The sequence below is a fragment of the Herbaspirillum sp. ST 5-3 genome (assembly GCF_004804275.1).
Classification (GTDB): Bacteria; Pseudomonadota; Gammaproteobacteria; order Burkholderiales; family Burkholderiaceae_D; genus Noviherbaspirillum.
Genome location: NZ_STGI01000003.1, coordinates 104894 through 125587, shown reverse-complemented (window position 1 = coordinate 125587; position 20694 = coordinate 104894). Strand labels below are relative to the sequence as shown.

Sequence of the window (20694 nt, the reverse complement as noted above, 5' to 3'; positions counted from 1 at the left end):
TTAGATTTTTTCGACGAACACTTTGCCGGTATGGAAGCAAGCCAGTCCGGAAAGCGGTTCGGACACATTGGCCACCAGCTCGTTGGGGCTGCCGGACGGCATGCGCGGCGCTTTGGCCCAACGTCCTTGCGCCCAATGCCCGTGAATCATCGGCAGCGCGACAGTATCGGGTCGGATGCCGTTGTACACGCGGACGAGGGCCTCGATCTGGCCGACTTCGTTCTTGATGCGGACCCGGTCGCCATCGGCGATGCCGCGCTTTTTCGCAGTCTCCGGGTGGATTTCGAGGTAGACATTGCGGTTGCCGCCTTGCGTCGGCTGAATCATCGCCGACACGTGCGGCAGATTGGCCCCGCGCCCCTCCGCCTGCGCGGCGAGTTTGGGTGAAATAAGGTGTAGGTCGCCGCCGCCCGGGTGCTTAGGCTCAATCCATTGCGGGAATGGCGCGAGTTCGGCCGACAACCCGAAATGCTTGTTCACATAGTCGGCATGATGCTCGAGTTCGGACACCTTGATCTCGAATTTTCCCGTCGGGGTGGGCAACAATTTTTCCTTGACCTCTTCCTGCGTCAGCACCTTGTTGTATCCCTTGCCGTCCCACTCGTAAAACACCCCGTTCTTTTGCAGGTAGACATAGGGTTTGCGGTACCAGACGCCCTTGGCCTTGAAGCTCTCGAAGTCGTTGACACCATTGTCGCCCGGCTTGTCTTTGAAGCCCTCGCACATCCACTTGATAATGTTTTCGGTGTTGCCGATTTTCTTGTAATACTCCGAGGTCGGTCCCTTGATGCGCTTGCCGACTTCGATGATGACGTCGCCGAAAGACTTGGTGTCGTACAAGGGCTTGATCGCCGGCGTACGGATCATGGAGATCGGGTAGCCTTCGTACGGGTAGGTGTCGGCAATCTGCAGACGTTCCAGGTACGTATTATCAGGCAGGATTAGGTCTGCAAAAATCGCCGTTTCACCGGGATACGGAGAGGTATCGATCACGTACATCTGACGCATCGCCTCTTCCCACTTGGTGCAGTCCGGCCCCGAGAAAACCGGCCCGGTCATATAGAAAATGACCGTATCCAGCTTGTACGGGTCGCCATTCAATTGGTTGATGGCGCTCTCCTGCCGCATGTTCTTCACCAGTGGCCACTTGGCGCTCTTGGCGCCGTCCTGGCGCGGTTTCTTGCGATCCGGCGACTTGGCGTAGTCGTCCATGTAGTCGTCGACATTGATCGGCAGCTTGGCCCATGCGGTCTTCATCTGGTAGCCGCGGATGCCGCCCTTGGCAAACATGTTGCCGGTCAGCGCATTGAGGGCGTGAATGGCCATGCCGTTATAGACGCCATTGGTATGCGCGGAAGCGCCGCGTTCGAACAAGGCTACCGCCGGCTTGGTTGAGCCGAATTCTAGCGCGACGGCCCGGATGTCTTTGGCGGGGATCGTGGTGATTTTCTCCGCCCATTCCGGGGTGCAGTCCTTGAGCACCAGGTTCCACCATTCGGCCACGCCGACAGTCCATTTTTCCTTGAAACTATTGATATCGACAACTTTGCCTGTCTCGAATTTCGGATCAGGCAGGCGCGGCGCCGCAGGGTCGGCGGGTTGTGTCACCGGCAGAAAATCACCAACGAAGTCCCTGTCCCACAAGCCTTCTGTCATGATCACGTGGGCAATCGCCAGCGCCAGTGCACCGTCAGTGCCGGGCTTGGTCAACAGCATCCGATCGGCCGCCGCGGCGGTGGTGCCGACATGCACGTCGACCACGGTGACTTTGGTTTTCGCGGGCTTGGTGCGCATCTTTCCCCAGTTCTGCATGTTTGCATTGAAGGGGCGGAAGGATTCGAGAAAGCCGGCGCCGAACACTAGCAAGTAATTGGTATTGGCATAGTCGTAGGCGCTATACGAGTGGTGGCCATCCATGAAATGCTTGACTGTTTCGCTGGCGTCGGAACAGATCGAGGAGTGGCCCAGGTCCCCGTTGGGCGTGCCATACAGCTTGCCGAACTCCTGCAACAGCCCCACATCGGTATAGCCCCAGCCCCGGCCAGTCATTGTGGCATAACGATGCGATTCACCTTTGTCGCGCAAGGCGTTCAGGCGGCCGGCCACGATATTGAGCGCCTCGTCCCAGGAAATTGGCACCCAGCCCGGATCTTCGTTCCGGCCTTTCTTGGGATTGGTACGCTTCATCGGGCCTTTGAAGCGGTCGGGATCGTACAGCAGGTATTGGCCGAAATGGCCTTTCGGGCACAGCTTGCCATTCGAGAGCGGATTGTCCAGCGTGCCGAAGATCGCATGGACCCGGCCGTTGGTGGTATAGACGTCAATCCCGCAACGCGCCGGGCACTGGCCGCAGAAACTCTTGGTAATGGCCGTTTCGGCACTTTTCTCCGCAACCGGTTGTGCCTGCGCCTTGGCGATCGTGGTCAGGCCGCCCTGCGAGATGCCAAGTCCGACGGCGCCAACCGCCCCCGCCGCCCCGGTCGCCTGCAGAAACCGGCGACGGCTCAGTTTCGGATTCAAAATGGAGTCAGACATGTTTTCCCCTTCTAAATAATAGAGCTGCTCGATAACGCATAACGCCCTCAGTTTTTGAGAATCTATGCGCGGGATAAATCGTTTCCTGAAAGGAATTAAGCATTAAACGTGCCAAAGAGATTTCGCACCTGTGTTCGCTGCTTTGTGCAGGCTGGGCACAGCTTGCTGTTCTCATCGCCTACGTATTCACGATGACAGTTGGTGCAAACAACCGATGTATAGCGTGTCAGCCGCTGAATGCCGGAGCTGCCGCCCTGCGCATCGATCGTGATTGCACTCTCGGGACAGGAGCGCGCGCAGAGACCGCATGCAATACAGATATCGGGATCGAATTCAATCCCAATTTCATCCGCCTCGTCATACATCGCAATCGCGCCGGTCGGACACACGCCACTACAGACGCCATGGTGCTGACACCCCTCCGAAATTTTCAGCACTGGGCGCAGCGCATCGGGCGATGCATGTCCATAGTGGGCGGCGAGCTGAACCAGTAGCGCATGCACCTCCTCCTGCGCGGGCATGGGACACGATAACTTGCGTCGCAATGGCTTGATGGGCGCCGGAGCGGCAGGTGGCGCCGGCATGCTGGCCGCCACTTCATGTACGAACCTGCGGAAAAAAGCGCGCCGTCCAATCGCTTCCGCAGCCACGGGCGGTGGAATCTCGCGAGGCATCAGCTTGAGCGGTATGGGATGCGACGCCCATGCCGGTAGTGTGGCGGGCGGGCGGCCGCATGCCTCCAGCATGCGATTCGCCTGCTGCAGCACCGCGTTTCCAGGGTGGCGTACACCGCCCGCGCTGCAGGCGCTGCACCAGTCATGCTCCACAAAGAGGATTTTCCTGTCGGCGGCGGCTGCGGCCCAGCCAAGCAACTGCGGCAGCGTGATACCACCTAAGCAAGGAACGCTGATCGTATCGCTGCGATGCAACGCTCGCGGCACTTTCCAGCACTCTACGTGCAATACCGCGTTACCGTTCGGTAACTTAGCGTTGTTAAAGCCCTTGACTGCCAATGCGCCAGTCGGACAAGAAGCGGCGCAACGACCGCAACCAAGGCAAGCAGCAAGCATCTCCGGACCGTCATTTCGCACGCTTAAAGCAGCGGCGGGACAAATCTCTTCGCAGCGTCGGCACGCATCCGGCGCGCTGCGCGCGGAAACGCAGGCGTCGCGCCAAAAGAGAAGGCGTGCCTCACCTTCAAAGGGCCGGTAACGCTCCGGCACAGGATTTGCGAAGGAAGTGTCGGTGGAATTCATGGCTATCATTTCGCAAGAATCGAGCCAATGTTTCTTCCGTAACAAGGTGTCATGCCTGACCTTGCAGAACCGGAAGACCATAGCGCTATAATGGTTACCATTGGGTGACATCTGATCAAATGGGAGCAATTGATGTTACGAATCGGTAACCAGACTCGGAAAACAAGACGCCGATTAATACAAGCGCTCACCGGCGGCGTTGCAACACTGTGCTGGCCGCTGGCGGCATGGACAAGCGATGTAAAACCACTTCGGATCGGATTGACGCCGGCATTCCTCAATGATCAGCACGGGTTGCTGGAAGAGTGGCGGCGCTATCTTGAAAAAAAGCTTGGTCGTTCTGTGCGGTTCGTGCAGCGCGACAGCTACCGCGAAACGATGGACTTGCTGAGGCAGGAGCAACTCGATTTTGCGTGGATCTGCGACTATCCCTACCTGCATCTGAAAAAGCAGGCCCGATTGCTGGCCGTGCCCGTTTATCATGGTCGCCCCTACTATCGCTCCTACCTGCTGGTTTCGGCCAATGACCAGCACACGACCTCCATCAAACAACTAAGGAATAGCGTGTTCGCGTATGCGGATCTCTATTCGAACACCGGATACCTGGCGCCACGCTACGTCTTGCTGCAGCTCGGGGAAAACCCGGCGACGTTCTTTCGCAAGACGTTCTTTACGCACTCGCATCGCAAAGTGGTGGAAGCGGTGGCAATCGGACTGGCGCAAGCCGGAGCAGTGGACAGCTTCGTGTGGGAGACGCTGGCAATCATCAAGCCCGAGCTCACCGCGAAAACCCGCATTGTCGAAAAATCACCCGAATTCGGCTTCCCGCCCTTTGTCGCGCACTGGTCGGCGTCTGAAGCCGACTTTAATGCCTTTCAGAGCGTGTTACTCGACATGGCCACGGATGTCGAAGGAGCGGCATTACTCAAGCGCCTCAATCTCGATGGCTTTACGCCAGGAGCCGCACAGATGTACGAGCGAGTGGAACAAATGATGCGTGCTGTCGGCGAAGAATAGGTTGCCGTTCATGAAGAGCTTTTTCGACCTCAGTTTTCGCAGCAAGATTCCGCTCTGGGGTGGGCTGCTGATCGTCGTGACCGCGCTGTCGATCTCTGCTTCCCTGCTGTTTCGCATGTATGACGACCTGGAGCAGGACATGGCGGCAAGTGCGGACAGCCTGGGACGCGCTGTGGCCAGTACGTTATTCCCCGCGCTGCTGCACGAGGATGTCTGGCGCGCCTACGAACTGATCGATGCCCCGTTCCGCGGCATACAACGGACCAACCCCATGCAAGCCGAGAAGTTGTTGGTGATCGATACAGGCGGGAAGGTGATCGTTTCAACACAACCGGAACGCATGCCGATGCTGGCCGACCTTGCGCGGCTCGGCGCAGACTATGCCGATCTCGCAACCCGCCTTCCCAACAACGATAAAAAGTTAGCGCATGCTCTCGAACTCAAGAAAGAGGAGCATTATTATTTCGCCATTCCGATTGCCGATGAGGAAACTCAGCTCGGCACACTGGTGCTGGTCTATTCCCGTTCCGCGCTCATGCGCCGCTTTTTCGAAAGTGCGTGGCGTGTCAGTCTGATCGGTCTGATCATCATGGCCGTGCTGCTGCCGTTAAATTGGTACTGGGGACGCCGCATGGCGGTTCCGCTGGCACAACTGACCGAGCGCATGGAACGACTTGGCGCCAATGAATTACCTGATGACCTTGATCCAGCCCTATATCCTTATCGCGATGAACTCGGTAGACTTTTCGACGCCTATGAGCTGATGCTTGGCGCATTACGCGAGAAAGCCATTCTGGAAAAAGAGATGGTGCGCAGTGAGCGGCTGGCAGCCGTCGGCCAACTGACTGCCGGCATAGCACATGAAATCAACAACCCGTTAGGTGGAATGCTAACCGCGATCAATACACTCAAGCACCATGGCGACGGCAATCCGCGTACGTTGAAGACGATTTCCCTGATTGAACGCGGACTCCTGCAAATCAAGGAGACCGTTGCTGCCCTTCTGGTCGAGGCGCGCGTCAACAGCCGCAATTTGTCGCCCCATGACATCGAGGACATCCATACGCTGATTCAGCCTCAGGCTCAAAAGAAATCATTGAAAATCGATTATCGGGGCAGCCTCGCCCAGGAAGTCCCCTTGCCTGCCAACCTGCTGCGCCAGATCTTCATCAACCTCTTGCTCAACGCGGTTCAGGCGGCGAACGAGCGCGGCATCGTCTGGTGCAACATCGCTCTCGACGACAAGGAGCTCATGTTCGAGGTTGGCAACGACGGCCAGCAAATCACCCAGGCGCAGCGTGAGCGGCTGTTCGAACCGTTCGTGACACACCGCGAGTCCGGGCACGGACTTGGTCTGTGGGTCACCTATCAGATTATGCAAACACTGGGAGGACGCATTGTCGTTACAGGCGATGACGACATTACCCGCTTTGCAGTTCATATACCGTTTGGAGCAACAGTGTGAATACCCATGTGTACCGTATCTGCCTGATTGAAGACGATCCCATCATGGGTGAAGCGCTGGCCGATCGCTTTGACCTTGAAGGATTTGCGTGCGACTGGTTTCAAACAGGCCGGTCGGCGCTTCCATCGATCACCAGCAAGCCCTACGACGTGGTGCTCAGCGACATCCGGTTGCCGGACATAGATGGCGAACAGTTGTTTTCAGAGTTGACGCAAAATGGAACGCCCTTGCCGCCATTTATGTTCATCACCGGCCATGGCGCCATCGAGAGCGCCGTCCGGCTCTTGCGGCTGGGAGCGGAAGACTATCTGACCAAGCCATTCGATGTCGAAATGCTGCTCTCCAAGCTCAAGTCGATTTGCGAACGCTCGCGTCCGCGCACGGAACATGCGCCGATGCTTGGTATCTCAGCGGCGATGCGGCATATTGCCGAAATGCTGCCCCGTATCGCCAGCCGTGCCGGTTCTGTCCTTTTAACCGGCGAATCCGGAATCGGCAAGGAAGTGGTCGCACGTGCGTTGCACCGGTTGCGCGACCCGAAAAACGAGCTGCCGTTCATCGCAGTCAATTGCGGCGCCTTGACCGAAACCCTGCTGGAAGCCGAATTATTCGGCTATGAAAAAGGCGCGTTCACCGGCGCACTCAAGACCAAGAAGGGTTTTTTTGAACAAGCCAACGGCGGAACGCTGTTCCTGGACGAAATCGGGGACATGCCCTTTCCGATGCAAGTGCGGCTATTGCGGGCGATCCAGGAACGAAAAATCACACGGGTAGGCGGCGAGGAAGAAATCCCGGTCGATATCAAGTTGACATGCGCGACACATCAGAACTTGCTGCATATGGTCGAAAACGGCGCGTTTCGCGAAGACCTGTATTACCGTATCAATGTGATTCACATTCCGATCCCGCCTCTGCGCGAACGAAAGGAAGACATACTCTGGCTCGCGCAATTCTTTCTGGACTCGATGACGGAGCCCGGGTCGCCGCGACGCACGCTTCATCCTTTGGCCGAACAGGCACTCCTGGATTATTCATGGCCGGGCAATGTCCGAGAACTACGGAATTGCATCGAGCGCGCATCCATCATTTCTCATCATCCCGTACTTACCCCGGCCTCGCTGTTTGAATCGGCGATCCGCTTCGACAACACGGTCGATGTGTACAAGAACACCTTAAATGAATACCTGCATTCTTGCGAAAAACGCTATATCGAGCTGGCGCTTCAAAGCAACGAAGGGAAAATCGGCGAGACTGCCGCCTCGTTGGGAATCAGCCGTAAAAGCTTATGGGAGAAGATGCACAAGCTTGGCATTTCAGAGCAGAAGAAGGTTTCCGGCAAGAGCAGCTGAGCGATAGCCCGTTCTCGCAAATAGAGCATCGTGAATTAGCTGACCTACTGCATGCTGCGCAGGCCGAATGGGATGCAAGTTCTGCTCACGCCCATCGCCTCCCAACAATTGGCCCCCTGTCGCTGCCAAAACGCTGAACTCCCAGACCAGTTCCCCTGCTCCATCACGCTATTTTTCGACCTTGACGATCGGCAAAGCCGCTCTTTCCCATGCATTCATTCCACCCTGAACGTCAAAAACCTCGGTAAAGCCCGTCTCGCTCAACATGCGTGCCGCTTGCGCAGACCGCCTGCCAGAACGGCAGATCACCGCGATCGGTTTGCGCTCAAACGCACGGATATCCTCCAGCCGGCTTTGCAGTTGCCCGAGCGGTATCAAGATGCTATCGGGCGCGTGGCCTTGTGCATACTCTTCGGGTTCCCGCACGTCCAGCAACAAGGCCCCCTGGCTGGCCATGAATCGGCCTTGCTCCACGTCGATCGCGTGAACTTGGGGCCCAACGGCATGCGCAGGCGCGCACAGCACGCCGCTTAGGCTAAAGGCGATCAACATGCCCAGCGCCCTCTCGCGTAACGTGTTCATCAACGGTTTCCCTCTCTGGAGATTTCTGTATATGGCCTTCCATTGTGGCCAATCGCCTTGCGTTCCCTCTCCAATCTGAAGACACTGACCAGTTGCGCCAGATGGCCAGCCTGACCGCGCAAGGATTCCGCCGCTGCCGCCGCTTGCTCCACCAACGCGGCGTTCTGCTGGGTAGCCTGATCCATCTGCGCTATCGCCTGATTGATCTGCTCGATACCCGATGTCTGTTCCAAGCTGGCAGCGGTGATGCCGCCCATGATATCGGTTACTCGCTTGGAACTCTCGATGATGTCATGCATAGTGATGCCGGTTTGATCGGCCAAGCCGGCGCCGGCGTCGATTTTTTCCGCTGCCTCGTCAATCAGCGCCTTGATTTCCTTGGCAGCCCCTGCCGAACGTTGCGCCAGGTTGCGTACCTCGGCTGCCACGACAGCAAAGCCGCGGCCCTGCTCGCCGGCGCGCGCCGCTTCGACTGCGGCATTGAGCGCCAGGATATTGGTCTGGAATGCGATGCCGTCGATGACACCGATAATGTCCGCCATTTTTCGCGACGACGTCTTTACCAGGCTCATGGTGTCAACGACTTTCGCCACTACGTCCCCGCCGCGAACCGCGATTTCTGAAGCGGAGATAGCCAATTGATTGGCCTCCTGCGCATGTTCGGCATTTTTCCTGACTGTGCCAAGCAAGGTGTCCATGGACGACGCGGTTTCTTCCAGCGTGCTCGCCTGCTCTTCCGTGCGCGAGGACAGACTGGCGTTGCCCGTCGCAAGCTCGGCAGACACGGTGGCAATGGTTACCGTACTCTGGCGTACGTCGGAGACGATGCGCGCAAGGGCAGTCAGCAATTCATCGAACGTTTCCGAAATCGCGCCCAGCTCTTCTTCGGTATTGGTGCCATACCGGTTTGACAGGTCAAATCCGCCATCAGAAGTGGATATTTCGCCGATCGCCGACGTCAGGCGGGCAAGCGGCTTGGCCACGTGCCTGTTAATGACATAGCTGTAGGCAATGAATGCCGCCAGGAGAAGAACCGAGCACAAACCGACGATGAAATAACCCAGCTTTAACAGCGGTGCCAGCAGTTCCGCAGCTTCCTGTTCCACCACGATGGTCCAGCCTGAATCATAGAACGGCATCGACACCCCGAGCATTTCAGTGCCATCCTGGCTTTTATAGCTGCCCATCGTTTCGCGGCAGCCGGTCACGCATTGGGTATTGGTGACATAAGTCCCGCTGGAAGAGCAGACGATATTGAGCGAGCGGTCTTGTTGCGTCGCCTTCCAGGGGTATTCGCTCCCTTTCCGCTTCAATATCGCATCGGGATCACGTCGCGACGCGGTGATCATGACGTTATCCTTGTTCACAATGTAGTAGTCAAACGTCTTGCCTATCCCGGCCAGATAGAATGCGCCCATGCCGCGCTCCAGGTTGCCGATCTCTCCATTGACAATCAATGTCAGCATGCGTGCGTCGGCATGCACGTAGACGGTGCCGCCGGCACCTTCGGCGGTGAAGCTGAGCACCGGCGTTTCGCCATCCATCCAGACATCGGAATAGCCGGTCTTGAGATCCAGCTTGCGGGTCCAATCCTTGCCTTCTCTTCCAGGGTCGGACGAAACCGCAATCTTACCGTCGCGCACCAGATCGATCGCATGGTAGACGCGCCTGGTGGCGATGCGCCGTTTTCGGGCGGCGATTTCATCCTTAAAGGGATGGTTGGCAGGATCGAAGACGTCGGTTTCGACCACTTTGGCGAAATGGCGCCGCAACATGGCCGGGTCTGCGTCGCCTGCCAAATTAGCCAATTGCGCAGCAAGCTTTTCGTTTTGCCCGATGAAGCGAATTATTCCCTGCTGCTTGGCGTCGACAAAATTCATCAATCCGCCCAGTGCTGTTTTGACCTCCAGCAGATACGTCTGGTAGAACAGGTACCCCGTTCCTCCCCCCATGATCGGCAAGAACACCAGCGCGGCGATCAGAATCAACTTCCACTGCAGCTTGAGGTTCTCGAAGCGCATTCATCTTCTCCTTGCGATTATGGACGGCAATCCGTACATGGGCGGCGTATCCGCGCACCGGGAAGTGTCACCATTTCCTGTCGCATGCGATGGTGGTCGATCACCGCATGGCCGTGCCCGCTTGGCCGGTTCAACCGGTCAAATTGATATCGGGATGGACGTAATCTCCGTATGCCGGGATGCAACCGCCTCAAGCGCTGCCTCCAGCGGCATTCCCGCCTCCACGTTATCCATGATCACTCGCTGCAAGATTGCGCCGAGCATCGTCACATTGGGCTCGCAATGCCTATACACGAGGCGCAAAAAGCCGCTGAGATAGGGGTCGGCGCCCACCTCGCGCTCGAACTCATCGAATTCGCGCCCCGTCGCCAACCAGTAGCACATGTCGTAGACAATCGCGAACAGGCGTTCCAGCTCGGCTGGCTGCTTTTCGCTGGGCAGGTTGAGGCGAAACTCTTCCAGCAAGTCGCGACGGAACTCCGAAAGGCCATAGTCGACGTGTCCCCGCACGACATCATCCGGCGTAAATTCCCATTCCATGACGATCTTTTCCTTTCCAAATGATGTCAGCCGCCCGTCGCGGACATGAAGCGTACGACACGCAGCGGGTGCTCTTCAAAATCATGACGCAATGGCTTGCGTCGTATGCCGTCCACCATCAACGCCTCAAGCTCCGCATCCGAACATCCGGCACGAAGCGGTGTGCGCAAATCGATGCGGTCGTTCTGTCCGAGACACAGGTAGATCACGCCGTCCACGCTCATGCGCACACGGTTGCACGTTTCGCAGAAATGCTGTGAGATCGGCGTAATGAAGCCGATCTGGAAGAGCCCGTCCGGCGACACGAGATATCGCGCCGGACCGGCGCCGCGGACGATGCCATCCACCAGCCCGAATTTTGCGCGAAGGCGTTCCTGGATCGGCCCGAGCCGGACCGTCCCGGCATTTCTGCCTGCGGAACCAACCGGCATGACCTCGATCAGGCGAAGAACAAATTGCCGATCGATGCAGAAGGCCACCATGTCGTCTATCTCGGCGTCGGTGACGCCCGGCATGGCGACCATGTTGATTTTGATCGGACCGAAACCCGCTTCGCGGGCAACGGCCAGGCCGCGCAGTACCATGTCGAGCGCGTCGCGCCTGGCAATTTCGGCAAAGCGCCTGGGATCAAGCGAATCGAGGCTGACGTTCAGGCGCGTGACGCCTGCGGAACGTAGTGCTTTGGCCTGCCGCGCCAGCTGCGTGCCGTTGGTCGACAGAGACAGGTCTGCAATCCCCGGCAAAGACGAGAGGCGCGCTGCAAGTTCCGGCAGGTTCTTTCGCAACGTCGGCTCGCCGCCGGTCAGCCGCACCCGGTGCACGCCAAGGCGTGCGAAGGCACCGATCACACGCTCGATTTCATCGAAGCTAAGCCAGTTGGCTGGCTCCTCGCCGCCGGCACATTCCTCAGGCATGCAGTAGGTGCAACGCAGGTTGCAGCGATCGGTAACGGATAGCCTCAGGTATTCGATTCCGCGTCCAAAGCCGTCATATAGCATCGTCGGGTCCTAGCCAAAGAGCGCCGTAAAATCCTCGTCATCGCCGGTACATACCTGGCACGTGTCGGCCGGCTCATGCGAGACAAAGAATCGGTCGCAGCGGTTGCACCGTTGCTTGGAGAGATGGTGCAGCACCATCGGTTCCGGAGCCTTCCAGTGACGGATCTCGTGCGCCAGCTGCAGGACTCGCGGCTGACACGCTTCGACACACACGCTGCAGCCGACGCAGCGCTGGAACTCGAATGCCAGTTCCCAGCCGACGCCGCTTTCCCTGACCTGAACGGCGCCGGTCGGACAGGCACGCGCGCACGCCTCGCAGGCGGTGCAGCCGTCCGGCTTCTCCACTTGCGCGGCGAAAATGGCCGGATGCACGGGCAGCGCCCTTTCCGCGTCCTGCGGCGCCTGTTCCAGCACCGCCTGCAGCACTTCCCTGCCGGCAGTGGAAAACTGGCGAGCAAAGCGGATTGCCTTGAGCGGCGCCGATGGTTCGTCGCTCTCTTGAACCGGACGCGCGATCTGATCGACACCGCGTCCAATCAGGCGTCGGAACAGGTGGCGGCGTCCCGCGCTATGCGTCGGCTTTCCTGGCCGCGCTTGCAGTGTTGCAGACACCGTGATTTCCGCCCAGCTGTCGCTGCCCGCTGCCGTCTTCAATTCCGCCACCGCCTCCAGATGAAGCTCCAGCTGGCGTGCGGCATGTTTTCCATGCTCGCAAGTAGCGCAGTGCTGTGTGCCGGCAAGAGTCACGCCTGTGCCACGGCTCGTCAGGTGGGTCAGCATCGCGGCGTCGATCGTGCCCAGGCATGGCACCACTTCGTCGCCCTTGAGCCCGGAAGGAGCGCATGCAATAGTCAGCGCGGGCTTATTGGCGGCGCGTTTGAGGATGTCGATACGCGGAAATTCGGCGGCATGCAATGCTTCGGTCGGACAAGCGGCAACACACAAGGTGCAATTGCGGCACGCCGACGGATCGATGCGGATGCCTTCTTCCGACAAGGTGACCGCGTCGTACGGGCAAGCGTCGGCGCAGCGGCGGCATTGGCTGTAGCGAAAACGATAGCGCGTGCAGTGGGAAGCGCGGAATTCGGGAAGGCTTGCCATGGGTTATTTATATTCCTGCAATGCTGGCCCCTGCTCACAGGTATTGCTCGGTATGGTGAACCGTTGCGGCATGGTCGCAGCCGACGCGCTGCCAGTCATCTTTCCGCCCTGCTCCAGCTGCTGCCAGGTGGCGTAGCCGCCCTTGATCGCGACCGCGTCCTCTCCGCTACGCCGCGTGATCGTTCTTGCCGCACCCAGCGCAAGTTTGTCGCTGTCGCCGATCACCACCGCAAAGCCTCCGGCTTTCGGCCGGAGGCTTGCGTTGCAAACGACGGAAAACGCCAACGGATGCTGCAGGCGCTTGATGTCCGAGCGCGCGTCGACCACGCAGCATGGCTGTTCCTTGGCAAGCTTGTCCTTCAGTTGCGCCGCATCCAGCAACTTCGCAGTACCGGCAGATGCCGGCAGAGCAAGCATGCAGCCGGTGAGAAACAGCCATTTCTCCAATCTGCTCATGCGAGCACCTCGATCGACGCTTCAAGACGCTGCCGCAGCGCGCGCATTGCAACCGCATCGTCCCGCTGCAACTGCCTGAGCGCGATATTTCTGGCTTGGCCGTACCGTACCCAGTCCTCCAGTTCAGCGGGCGCGTTTGTCCGCGGCGTGAGCCACAACGCCGGTCCAAAACACTCCACCATCCCGGCGCAGATGTTCAGGTCGTCATCATCCTGCATGTCGACAGCGACCAGCGCCGTGGTGACACCGCGCGCGAGCATTTGCCCGATCCACCACTGCGCATCGGTGCCGGTGGCGCTACCGTCGCTTTTCAGCACTTCCCACGCAGGCGCGCCTGAGGAAGGGGTGATGCAGCGAAAGTCAGCGTTGGAATAACTGTCGAGCGCCCAGCTTCTTGCCATGCGCTGCACCGGAATCCATAGCCCTATCCTTGGGGAGCCGAACTCCTTCGACAAGGTTGCAATCAGGCTGTCGTCCAGAAGCGCCGCCTCGCCAAGGAGAACCTGTCGAGCGTCGGCCTGAAGCACAGCGCGGGCGCGCGTCAGCCCTTCCGCGCGCAGCACAACCGTCGCCTGCGACAGGTCTCGCGGCAAGGAACCGGACTCGTGAACGAAGACCGGCTCCGTGAAGGCCGACTCATTCGGGTTGCCCCAACGGCGCAGGGTAATAGTTGATGCGACCTGACTCATCCGGCATCCCTCAGGTAGACGAGCTTGTTGAACTTCGACGGCGGCACCGGACAGCCTGCATCGTGCTTCAGACCATCCAGCAACGGCCGCAACGCCGCCATCGTTTCCATCACGGGTGTCACTTGCACGCCACGATAGGCTGGCAGGAATGCCGACAATGCCTGTAACGCATCGTCGGCCAGCAATGCCGCGCCTTCCTGATTGCGGTTTTGCGTGAAGTGCAGCGCCAACGCGGCAAATGCCAGTCCTTGCAGAAAACGCGCGTCCTTATCCTCGTGGCCGTCGGGGCGGGTCTGGATCAGGTAATTCCAGCGCTCGCCCAACCAGTCATGCACGCTGCCGAAGTTCTTGCCGTCCCAGAGCAACGCCAGCTCATCCCATGCAAATTCGTGATTCATGCGACTGCCTTGCCGCTGCCATGTTCGCAACCGTTGCAGACCGGCTCGTCCGGGTTGAACAGCACGGACACCTCACTCTTGGGAACGACTTCGCGGCCGCCGTCGATATCATCCACCCGCACCTGCAGCAAGGTCAGTTCGTCATCTGCAAATGCCCCCAGCAGACGTGCGAACTCACGATAAAACGAATGTTCGCTGGCGCGCTCCAGCAGCGATGCATAACCACGCATCCAGCGGCCGAGGTGCAGTGCCCAAAATCGCTTGATTTCTTTTTCGAGCCGCGCGTGCGCGGTCAAATCGCCGTTTTCCAGTGCCGCGGCCTGTCGTTCCAGCAGCGCCGCGACAAAGCTCAGTTCAATCCCGAGCTGGTCTTCGAAGATCGCAAACCTGCCTTGTTGCAGGACAAAGCCGGCGCGCTGGTAGATTGCCTTGACGGCATGGTAGGGCTCCTGCTGAAAACGCCCGGCCAGGCGCGCCGATTCCACAGGCGGGCAACCGCCGGGCGAAGCGAACAGCGCCACATATTCGTACGCCAATGCTTCCTGCAGTTCCGCCAAAGACACGCGAGTCACGTCTTCGTCAAACAGCACGCCCAGCTCCGTCAATGCGGCAAGCGCCCCCGGCGTGCGCAGCGCATTCAGATAGTCGGTCCCGGGTTCTTCAACGAAAGCACCGGCAAGCAAGTGGTAAAAGCTGGCGCGTGCCCGCAGGTCCGATGCGGATTGAGCGCTATCGATCGATTCGGCGACTGCCGCAGTTTGCTCTTGCATGGATAACCTCTCACAAATCTCTGGCCGGCGGCATCGTGCGCCGGCCAGAGTGTCTGCCACTCAGGATTGGATGCCGAAAGCCTAGTGGCCTCCCGCCGGCTTATGCTTGACACTGTCAGGCCCGCCCCAGGACGCCATTTCCGGATGCATCTTGCGATGCAAGTCGCCGGTGTAGGCATAACGCATGGTTTCCTTGAACGCTTCCACATGCTTGTCCCACGACGCTTGCACGTCGCCATACTTGTCGTTCGGTCCGGCTTTGGTGACCTTGACCACCGTGTCATACCAGCCTTGCGAGCCGCCGATCGGATCGGCAACGACCGGGATGATCGCGTTCGGATGTACGCCCTTGTCGTCCCACCAGACATTTTTCAGGTCCGAATCGTCGCTGGCGCCCCAGGCACCGCCTTTCTGCGCATTGACCTTGGCCTTGGCGCCCGACGCGAGCCGGCCGTATTCCCAGTGGCCGAAAGCGGTCGGGATGGCGCATACCTTCGGATGGATACCTTCGAACACGTATGCCTTGGTGACCAGGTAGCCGACCTTGCTCTCAACGCGCACCAGGTCTCCTGTCTTGACCCCCAGTCGCTTGCCCGTTTCGGTGTTGAGCCAGACCGGGTTGCTGTGCATGATTTCGGCCAGCCACTTCACGGCGGCCGTGCGTGACTGCTTGTGCACATTGATCTTGTAGGTAGTGAGGACCATTTCGTCCTCCTTCATGTCCTTATGCCAGGGGATCTGCTTGAAGGTCGGCATCGGATTGAAGCCAAACTCAGCCCACTCATCCACCTTGACATTGATCAGCCGGTTCCTGGTCGGGAAGCCCGCGTAGTTTTTGCCCTTGCGTTGAATGCCGATCGCCTTACTGTTCTTCACGATCGTGCCGTTCTTTTCCACCACGGCGCCGGTCATGTCCGCGGCTGACAGTTCTTTCTTGTGCAGTCCGTACTCCGGCCGGATTTCGCGTCCGGTCTTGTCGATGATCTTGCCGGTATTCGAATCGAGTTTGCCGTAGACCGGATACACGCCATGTTTCTTCAAAAAGTCGAGCCCGCCCGCCTCTTTCAGCCCCGGGATATTGTCGAAATGCTGGCGCATGTAGTCTTCGCCATCCTTGAAGTTCCAGTATTTCTTCATGCCGCGGCTGCCGTCCGGATCCAGCTTGTGGATGATGTCGCGCATGATGATGCGGTTCTCGCGCGCCTCGCCCAACGGTTTGATGACCGGCTGGCGGATGCCCAGCCACGGCCACAGCGAGTTCGGCATGGACTCCGGCTCCCAGCGCTCCAGATAGGGGCAATCCGGCAGAATGATGTCGGCCAATGCCGTTTCTTCGCCCATGAAGGGGCTCATCGACACATAGAACGGGATCAGCTTCTCGTCGCGGAACAGCTTGCCCCATACCGCATCCGAACCGGGGTTCGTATAGACCGGATTGTCCTGATAGGTGAAATACACATTGATCTTCTGCTTGCCTTCCGCGATCCAGAACGGCGTCAGATGGCTGACCTTGTGCCCGGCCAGCGGGTAGTCGTCCGGATGGGAAAGATAGGATGGCTGGGCAGGTTTCGGCGGCTCCGGTTGCGGTTGCGGCCAGCCCATCCCGCGCGGCATGCAGTATCCGCCGCGCACTTCGACATTGCCGGTCATGATGGGCAGCATCATGCAAGCCTTCTCATTGTACGAGCCGTACAGATGCTTGGCCGGTCCGCGATAGGTATAGGTGGTGGCCGGCTTGGTCAGCGCGAATTCATGTGCGATGCGCTCGATCGTCTCGATCGGTACGCCGGAGAGCTGCGATGCCCATTCCGGAGTGTATTGCTGGTAGTGCGACTTCAACTCGGCGACGGTGACGTTGGTCCAGGTTTCGATGAAGTCGCTGTCCTGCAAGTCGTCTCGCAAAATCACATGGCCGATCGCCAGCGCGACTGCGCCATCCGTACCGGGGAACACCGGAATCCATTCATCGGAACGGCCCGCGGTGTTAGAAAGCCGAACGTCGAAAGTCACCAGCTTGGCCTTGTTTTCCGCCATGCCCTCGACCAGGCGCTGCGAGTATGGGTTATGGAAATAGGCGGCCTCCATGATATTGGAGCCGAAATTGAGGATGTATTTCGCATTCGCGAAATCCGGCGTTTCGATATCCGGCCCCCAGGTCGGCTCCATGCCGATCTTCTTGGACGATTCGCACACCGACGTATGGTTCACCACGGTGGCCGAACCGAGCGTTCTCATGAAACGGTCAATCACGCCGCCGGTGCGATTACGCCCGTACTTCAGCATGATGGTGTTGGGATCTTCCTTGAGCGCCGCATCCAGTTTTTGCGCGATCTCGGCGAGCGCCTCGTCCCAGGTAATGCGCTTCCACTTGCCTTCGCCGCGTTTGCCGACACGTTTTAACGGATAGAGAATCCGGTCCGGGTCGTAGGTGTACCACATGCCGGAATTGCCCTTGGCGCACAAGCGCCCGCGGGTCGAGACGTGCTCGGGATTGCCCTCCAGCTTCACGATCCGGCCGTTTTCCACATACGCCATTGCGCCGTCCTGAATATTGCACACATGACAGGTAATCGGGATTGCCTTGCGCTCGGCATAGGTGACGGGATTGGCATCCTTGCCTCCCAGTTCGGTTTCCATGGCGCGCAGCAGTTTCGGCGAAGCCGCTGCTGCCGCAACAGTACCGGCGCTGGCCTGCAAAAAGGTCCGGCGCGAGAGTTTGATTTTCAACATTGTCTTGTCTCCCCGATCTTTAGAAATAGGTCTGTACGATCTGGCCACCGATCAGGATCGAATAGCGCAAGGCCATGCCGCCGGCCAGCAGCAACAGCGATGCGAGCATGACGCCTCCCTGGCGATGTCCGAACGGCGCGAGCAGGAGCACCGCCGGAGCCGCGGTGCCAAGCACGACGCCCACGCCAACGAAAATCATGCCGAGGGAACCGGTCGTCATGAGCATGAAGGTCAGTTCCTGGCCGCTTCCGCCATACGAGGTGGTGCCCAGGAACGAAACCAGCATCGCGGCGACAGCGCCGGTCGTCCACAACATCAGGTGACGTAGTGCCCCCAGCAGCTTTTCATCTCCCCTGGCAAGGAACGATGCGACTGCGGCGCCGGACACCAGTGATAGCGCGACGAACAGCACCGGCATCAATGGCGTATTCCAGACCGGGCGGCTCTGGTGCACCGTCAAGTCAAAACCGGTGTAAATCGGCAGCCCCAGGCCGAGCAAGGCGCCGATGACCGCGAGCTTGCGGCTATGCGCTTCATCGTTCCTGCGCAATGTGACAAAGTAAGCAGCAGAAACGATGCCGAACAGCAGAAGGTTCAGGCTCCCCCAAGCCAGTGGCGAGCCGAAGTTGAGGTAGAACGGGTTCAGGATGTTAATGAAGCGCAGAGGCTGCGACAGATCGCCGATCAGCAGCAGCCCCCCTATCACCAGCAATATGAATGACGCATAGAATGCCCCGGTGCGCAATGACCTGAACTCTGGCCGAAACCACGACAGCATCGAAAAGAAAAACAGCGCCGCAGAAATGCCAATGACGAAGAAATAGATCGAGTAGGTGCCGGTCCACGGCATGTGGTGGAAAACGGTGTAGTCGCCCATAATTGTCACACCTCCTGGTTGCGGTTAACCGACTGGCGCTCCTGGTCGAGCGCCTCGCGGGGGTTATAGACGGCGCGACCGTATTCGGAATGATTGCGGTCCAGACCGATATAGAACACGTGCGGCTTCGTCCCCTCCTCGGGGCGCAGCACCTGCGTAGGCATCGTTGCCACCAGCCTCGATACCTCGCTCTTCGGATCGTTGATGTCGCCGAAGATGCGCGCGCGGCCGATGCAGGTCTGCACGCACGCCGGCGCGAGGCCTTGTGTTACCCGATGGTGACAGAAGGTGCATTTGTCGACGACGCTGGTGATGTCGGTGTAGGTGCGGCTCTTGGGCAGCATGAAGCGTGCGTTGTACGGGCAGGATGCCATGCATGCCTTGCATCCGATGCAGCGATCGTAGTGCTGCAAGACGAAGCCGCCGTCTTCGACCTTGTATGTGGCCCCGACCGGACAGGCGCGTACGCAGGGCGGGTTGTCGCAGTGATTGCACAGGCGCGGCATGAACTGCTTTCTGACGTTGGGGTATTTGCCGACAACCTTGTAGGGCACCCAGGTCCGGAACACGCCGAGCGGCACATCGAACTCCGCCTTGCATGCGACCATGCAGGCGTCGCATCCGATGCAGCGGCGCAGATCGATCACCATCGCGTAGCGCTTGACGCCCTCCTTTCCCCTGGTCTCGACCGATGAAATTCGTAGTTCGCTCATGGACTCGTCTCCTCCTGTCTTGGTATCGGTTGGCGCTCGGCGTCGCCGCGTGTTCGCAGCCGGCGCGCGGCAATGTATTAGGACAGTTTTGCTATTGCAACACCCGTGCCATAAATTTTTTTTCTTTTCTTTCAATGAGTTAGCACCAACACCCTGCAAAATCACGGGCAGCTGCATTACCGCCCCGTAACACTTCTGGCGGAATCGGCTTGAATTGGTATCACCGTTCGGTAACACCGTTCTGGATCGGGGCTGTTTTGATAATTCTTGATCTACCGCATTTTTTTACCTATTGATAACAGCTAGCCTGCCTTTCATAACACGTAGTTAAATTTGGAGACGTCGGTGCTTGGTTGGATGAGAGTCCTGGTTCTGTACTGGGCATTGCTGGGTTTGTCGCAACCTGTGGCCGCCACAGAAACGACACCGATCCGAATCGGACTGACATCGGTATTTCTCGATGATCAGACCTCCTTCATTAGTGCGTGGCGCGATTACCTGGAAAGCCACCTGCAGCGTAAGGTCGTATTCATCCAGCGTGCGAACTACCGTGAGGTGATGACCCTTATGCGCTCCGGCAAACTCGATTTTGCGTGGGTATGCGGTTATCCCTACGTACGCAACAAGCAGTACGTAAACCTGCTCGCGGTTCCGGTGTATAAGGGCAAGCCCACCTACCGCTCCTATTTAATCGTCCCGTCCAGCGATGTCCAAACGAAGTCGATCGGCGACTTGCGCGACAAGGTGTTCGCCTTTTCCGATCCGGACTCGAATTCCGGCTACTTGGTGCCAGTGCATGAGCTGGTTGGCATCCAGGAGAACGCAGCGGCTTTCTTCGGCAAGACGTTCTTTACCTGGTCGCATCGCAAGGTTGTTGAGGCGGTCGCCGCCGGCGTTGCGCAGGCCGGCGCGGTCGACGGCTACGTATGGGATATGCTGGCGCAGCAGCATCCCGATTTGACCGCTCAAACCCGGGTCGTGCACGAATCGGCCGAATTCGCCTTTCCACCCTTTGTTTCGGGCAAGGCGGTGGCTCAGGCAGACGTATCCGCCATGCGCAGCGCCTTGATGACCATGCCGCGGGACGCCGCCGGAAAAGTCCTGTTGCGCAAATTGGGATTGGACGGTTTTATTGAAGGCAATGACAGGATGTACAGCAGCATCGCAAAAATGATGCATGTCATTGCCGAGAAATGA

The 20694-nt window shown here is 58.7% G+C and carries 18 protein-coding genes; 4 read left to right on the top strand and 14 right to left on the bottom strand.

What is annotated here, in order from left to right:
* Both E6W33_RS07525 and E6W33_RS07520 read right to left on the bottom strand, forming a co-directional pair.
* Positions 1-2535, bottom strand: a complete 2535-nt coding sequence (locus E6W33_RS07525; RefSeq protein ID WP_136416020.1) for a molybdopterin-dependent oxidoreductase — start codon at positions 2533-2535, stop codon at positions 1-3.
* Positions 2536-2630: 95 nt separating this feature from the next.
* A complete protein-coding gene (locus E6W33_RS07520; RefSeq protein ID WP_168798565.1) occupies positions 2631-3791 on the bottom strand; it encodes a 4Fe-4S binding protein in 1161 nt (386 codons plus the stop codon).
* Positions 3792-3923: 132 nt separating this feature from the next.
* Here E6W33_RS07520 and E6W33_RS07515 point away from each other — a divergent pair, with 132 nt between their 5' ends.
* From E6W33_RS07515 to E6W33_RS07505, 3 genes are read left to right on the top strand one after another with little or no spacing between them, the layout of a single operon-like run.
* A complete protein-coding gene (locus E6W33_RS07515; protein ID WP_136416016.1) occupies positions 3924-4808 on the top strand; it encodes a PhnD/SsuA/transferrin family substrate-binding protein in 885 nt (294 codons plus the stop codon).
* A 10-nt stretch (positions 4809-4818) separates the two neighbouring features.
* On the top strand, positions 4819-6273 hold the full coding sequence (locus tag E6W33_RS07510; protein ID WP_136416014.1) for a HAMP domain-containing sensor histidine kinase: 1455 nt from the start codon (positions 4819-4821) through the stop codon (positions 6271-6273).
* On the top strand, positions 6270-7622 hold the full coding sequence (locus E6W33_RS07505) for a sigma-54 dependent transcriptional regulator (RefSeq protein ID WP_136416012.1): 1353 nt from the start codon (positions 6270-6272) through the stop codon (positions 7620-7622). Before E6W33_RS07510 ends, E6W33_RS07505 begins: the two co-directional genes overlap by 4 nt.
* A gap of 168 nt (positions 7623-7790) precedes the next feature.
* On the opposite strand, the gene E6W33_RS07500 is transcribed toward E6W33_RS07505, so the two are convergent.
* The 12 genes from E6W33_RS07500 to dsrO form a co-directional block, all read right to left on the bottom strand.
* Entirely contained in the window at positions 7791-8204 is a 414-nt protein-coding gene (locus E6W33_RS07500) for a rhodanese-like domain-containing protein (RefSeq protein WP_211097257.1), read from the bottom strand.
* Positions 8204-10225 carry a methyl-accepting chemotaxis protein gene (locus tag E6W33_RS27800; RefSeq protein WP_282183684.1) on the bottom strand — a complete coding sequence of 674 codons (2022 nt, stop codon included), beginning with the start codon at positions 10223-10225 and terminating at the stop codon, positions 8204-8206. Before E6W33_RS27800 ends, E6W33_RS07500 begins: the two co-directional genes overlap by 1 nt.
* 138 nt (positions 10226-10363) lie before the next feature.
* Positions 10364-10765 (bottom strand): hypothetical protein, encoded by a 402-nt coding sequence (locus E6W33_RS07490; protein ID WP_136416010.1) that lies wholly within the window; start codon positions 10763-10765, stop codon positions 10364-10366.
* A gap of 26 nt (positions 10766-10791) precedes the next feature.
* Entirely contained in the window at positions 10792-11763 is a 972-nt protein-coding gene (moaA, locus tag E6W33_RS07485; RefSeq protein WP_136416008.1) for a GTP 3',8-cyclase MoaA, read from the bottom strand.
* Between the two features lie 9 nt (positions 11764-11772).
* Positions 11773-12864 (bottom strand): 4Fe-4S binding protein, encoded by a 1092-nt coding sequence (locus E6W33_RS07480; RefSeq protein ID WP_136416006.1) that lies wholly within the window; start codon positions 12862-12864, stop codon positions 11773-11775.
* 3 nt (positions 12865-12867) lie between these two features.
* Positions 12868-13320 carry a hypothetical protein gene (locus tag E6W33_RS07475; RefSeq protein ID WP_136416004.1) on the bottom strand — a complete coding sequence of 151 codons (453 nt, stop codon included), beginning with the start codon at positions 13318-13320 and terminating at the stop codon, positions 12868-12870.
* Positions 13317-14009 carry a hypothetical protein gene (locus E6W33_RS07470; RefSeq protein ID WP_136416002.1) on the bottom strand — a complete coding sequence of 231 codons (693 nt, stop codon included), beginning with the start codon at positions 14007-14009 and terminating at the stop codon, positions 13317-13319. The genes E6W33_RS07475 and E6W33_RS07470 overlap by 4 nt, the downstream gene beginning before the upstream one ends.
* Complete coding sequence (locus E6W33_RS07465) at positions 14006-14407, bottom strand: DUF309 domain-containing protein (RefSeq protein ID WP_136416000.1); 402 nt, start codon at positions 14405-14407, stop codon at positions 14006-14008. Before E6W33_RS07465 ends, E6W33_RS07470 begins: the two co-directional genes overlap by 4 nt.
* Positions 14404-15177, bottom strand: a complete 774-nt coding sequence (locus E6W33_RS07460; RefSeq protein WP_136415998.1) for a molecular chaperone TorD family protein — start codon at positions 15175-15177, stop codon at positions 14404-14406. Before E6W33_RS07460 ends, E6W33_RS07465 begins: the two co-directional genes overlap by 4 nt.
* Positions 15178-15258: 81 nt before the next feature.
* Positions 15259-17907: a molybdopterin-dependent oxidoreductase gene (locus E6W33_RS07455; protein ID WP_136415996.1), complete on the bottom strand. Its 2649-nt coding sequence runs from the start codon at positions 17905-17907 to the stop codon at positions 15259-15261.
* A 19-nt stretch (positions 17908-17926) separates the two neighbouring features.
* A complete protein-coding gene (nrfD, locus tag E6W33_RS07450; RefSeq protein WP_136415994.1) occupies positions 17927-18784 on the bottom strand; it encodes an NrfD/PsrC family molybdoenzyme membrane anchor subunit in 858 nt (285 codons plus the stop codon).
* Between the two features lie 5 nt (positions 18785-18789).
* Positions 18790-19497, bottom strand: a complete 708-nt coding sequence (gene dsrO / locus E6W33_RS07445) for a sulfate reduction electron transfer complex DsrMKJOP subunit DsrO (protein ID WP_136415992.1) — start codon at positions 19495-19497, stop codon at positions 18790-18792.
* A gap of 357 nt (positions 19498-19854) precedes the next feature.
* On the opposite strand from dsrO, the gene E6W33_RS07440 reads away from it, so the two are divergent.
* Complete coding sequence (locus E6W33_RS07440) at positions 19855-20694, top strand: PhnD/SsuA/transferrin family substrate-binding protein (protein WP_136415990.1); 840 nt, start codon at positions 19855-19857, stop codon at positions 20692-20694.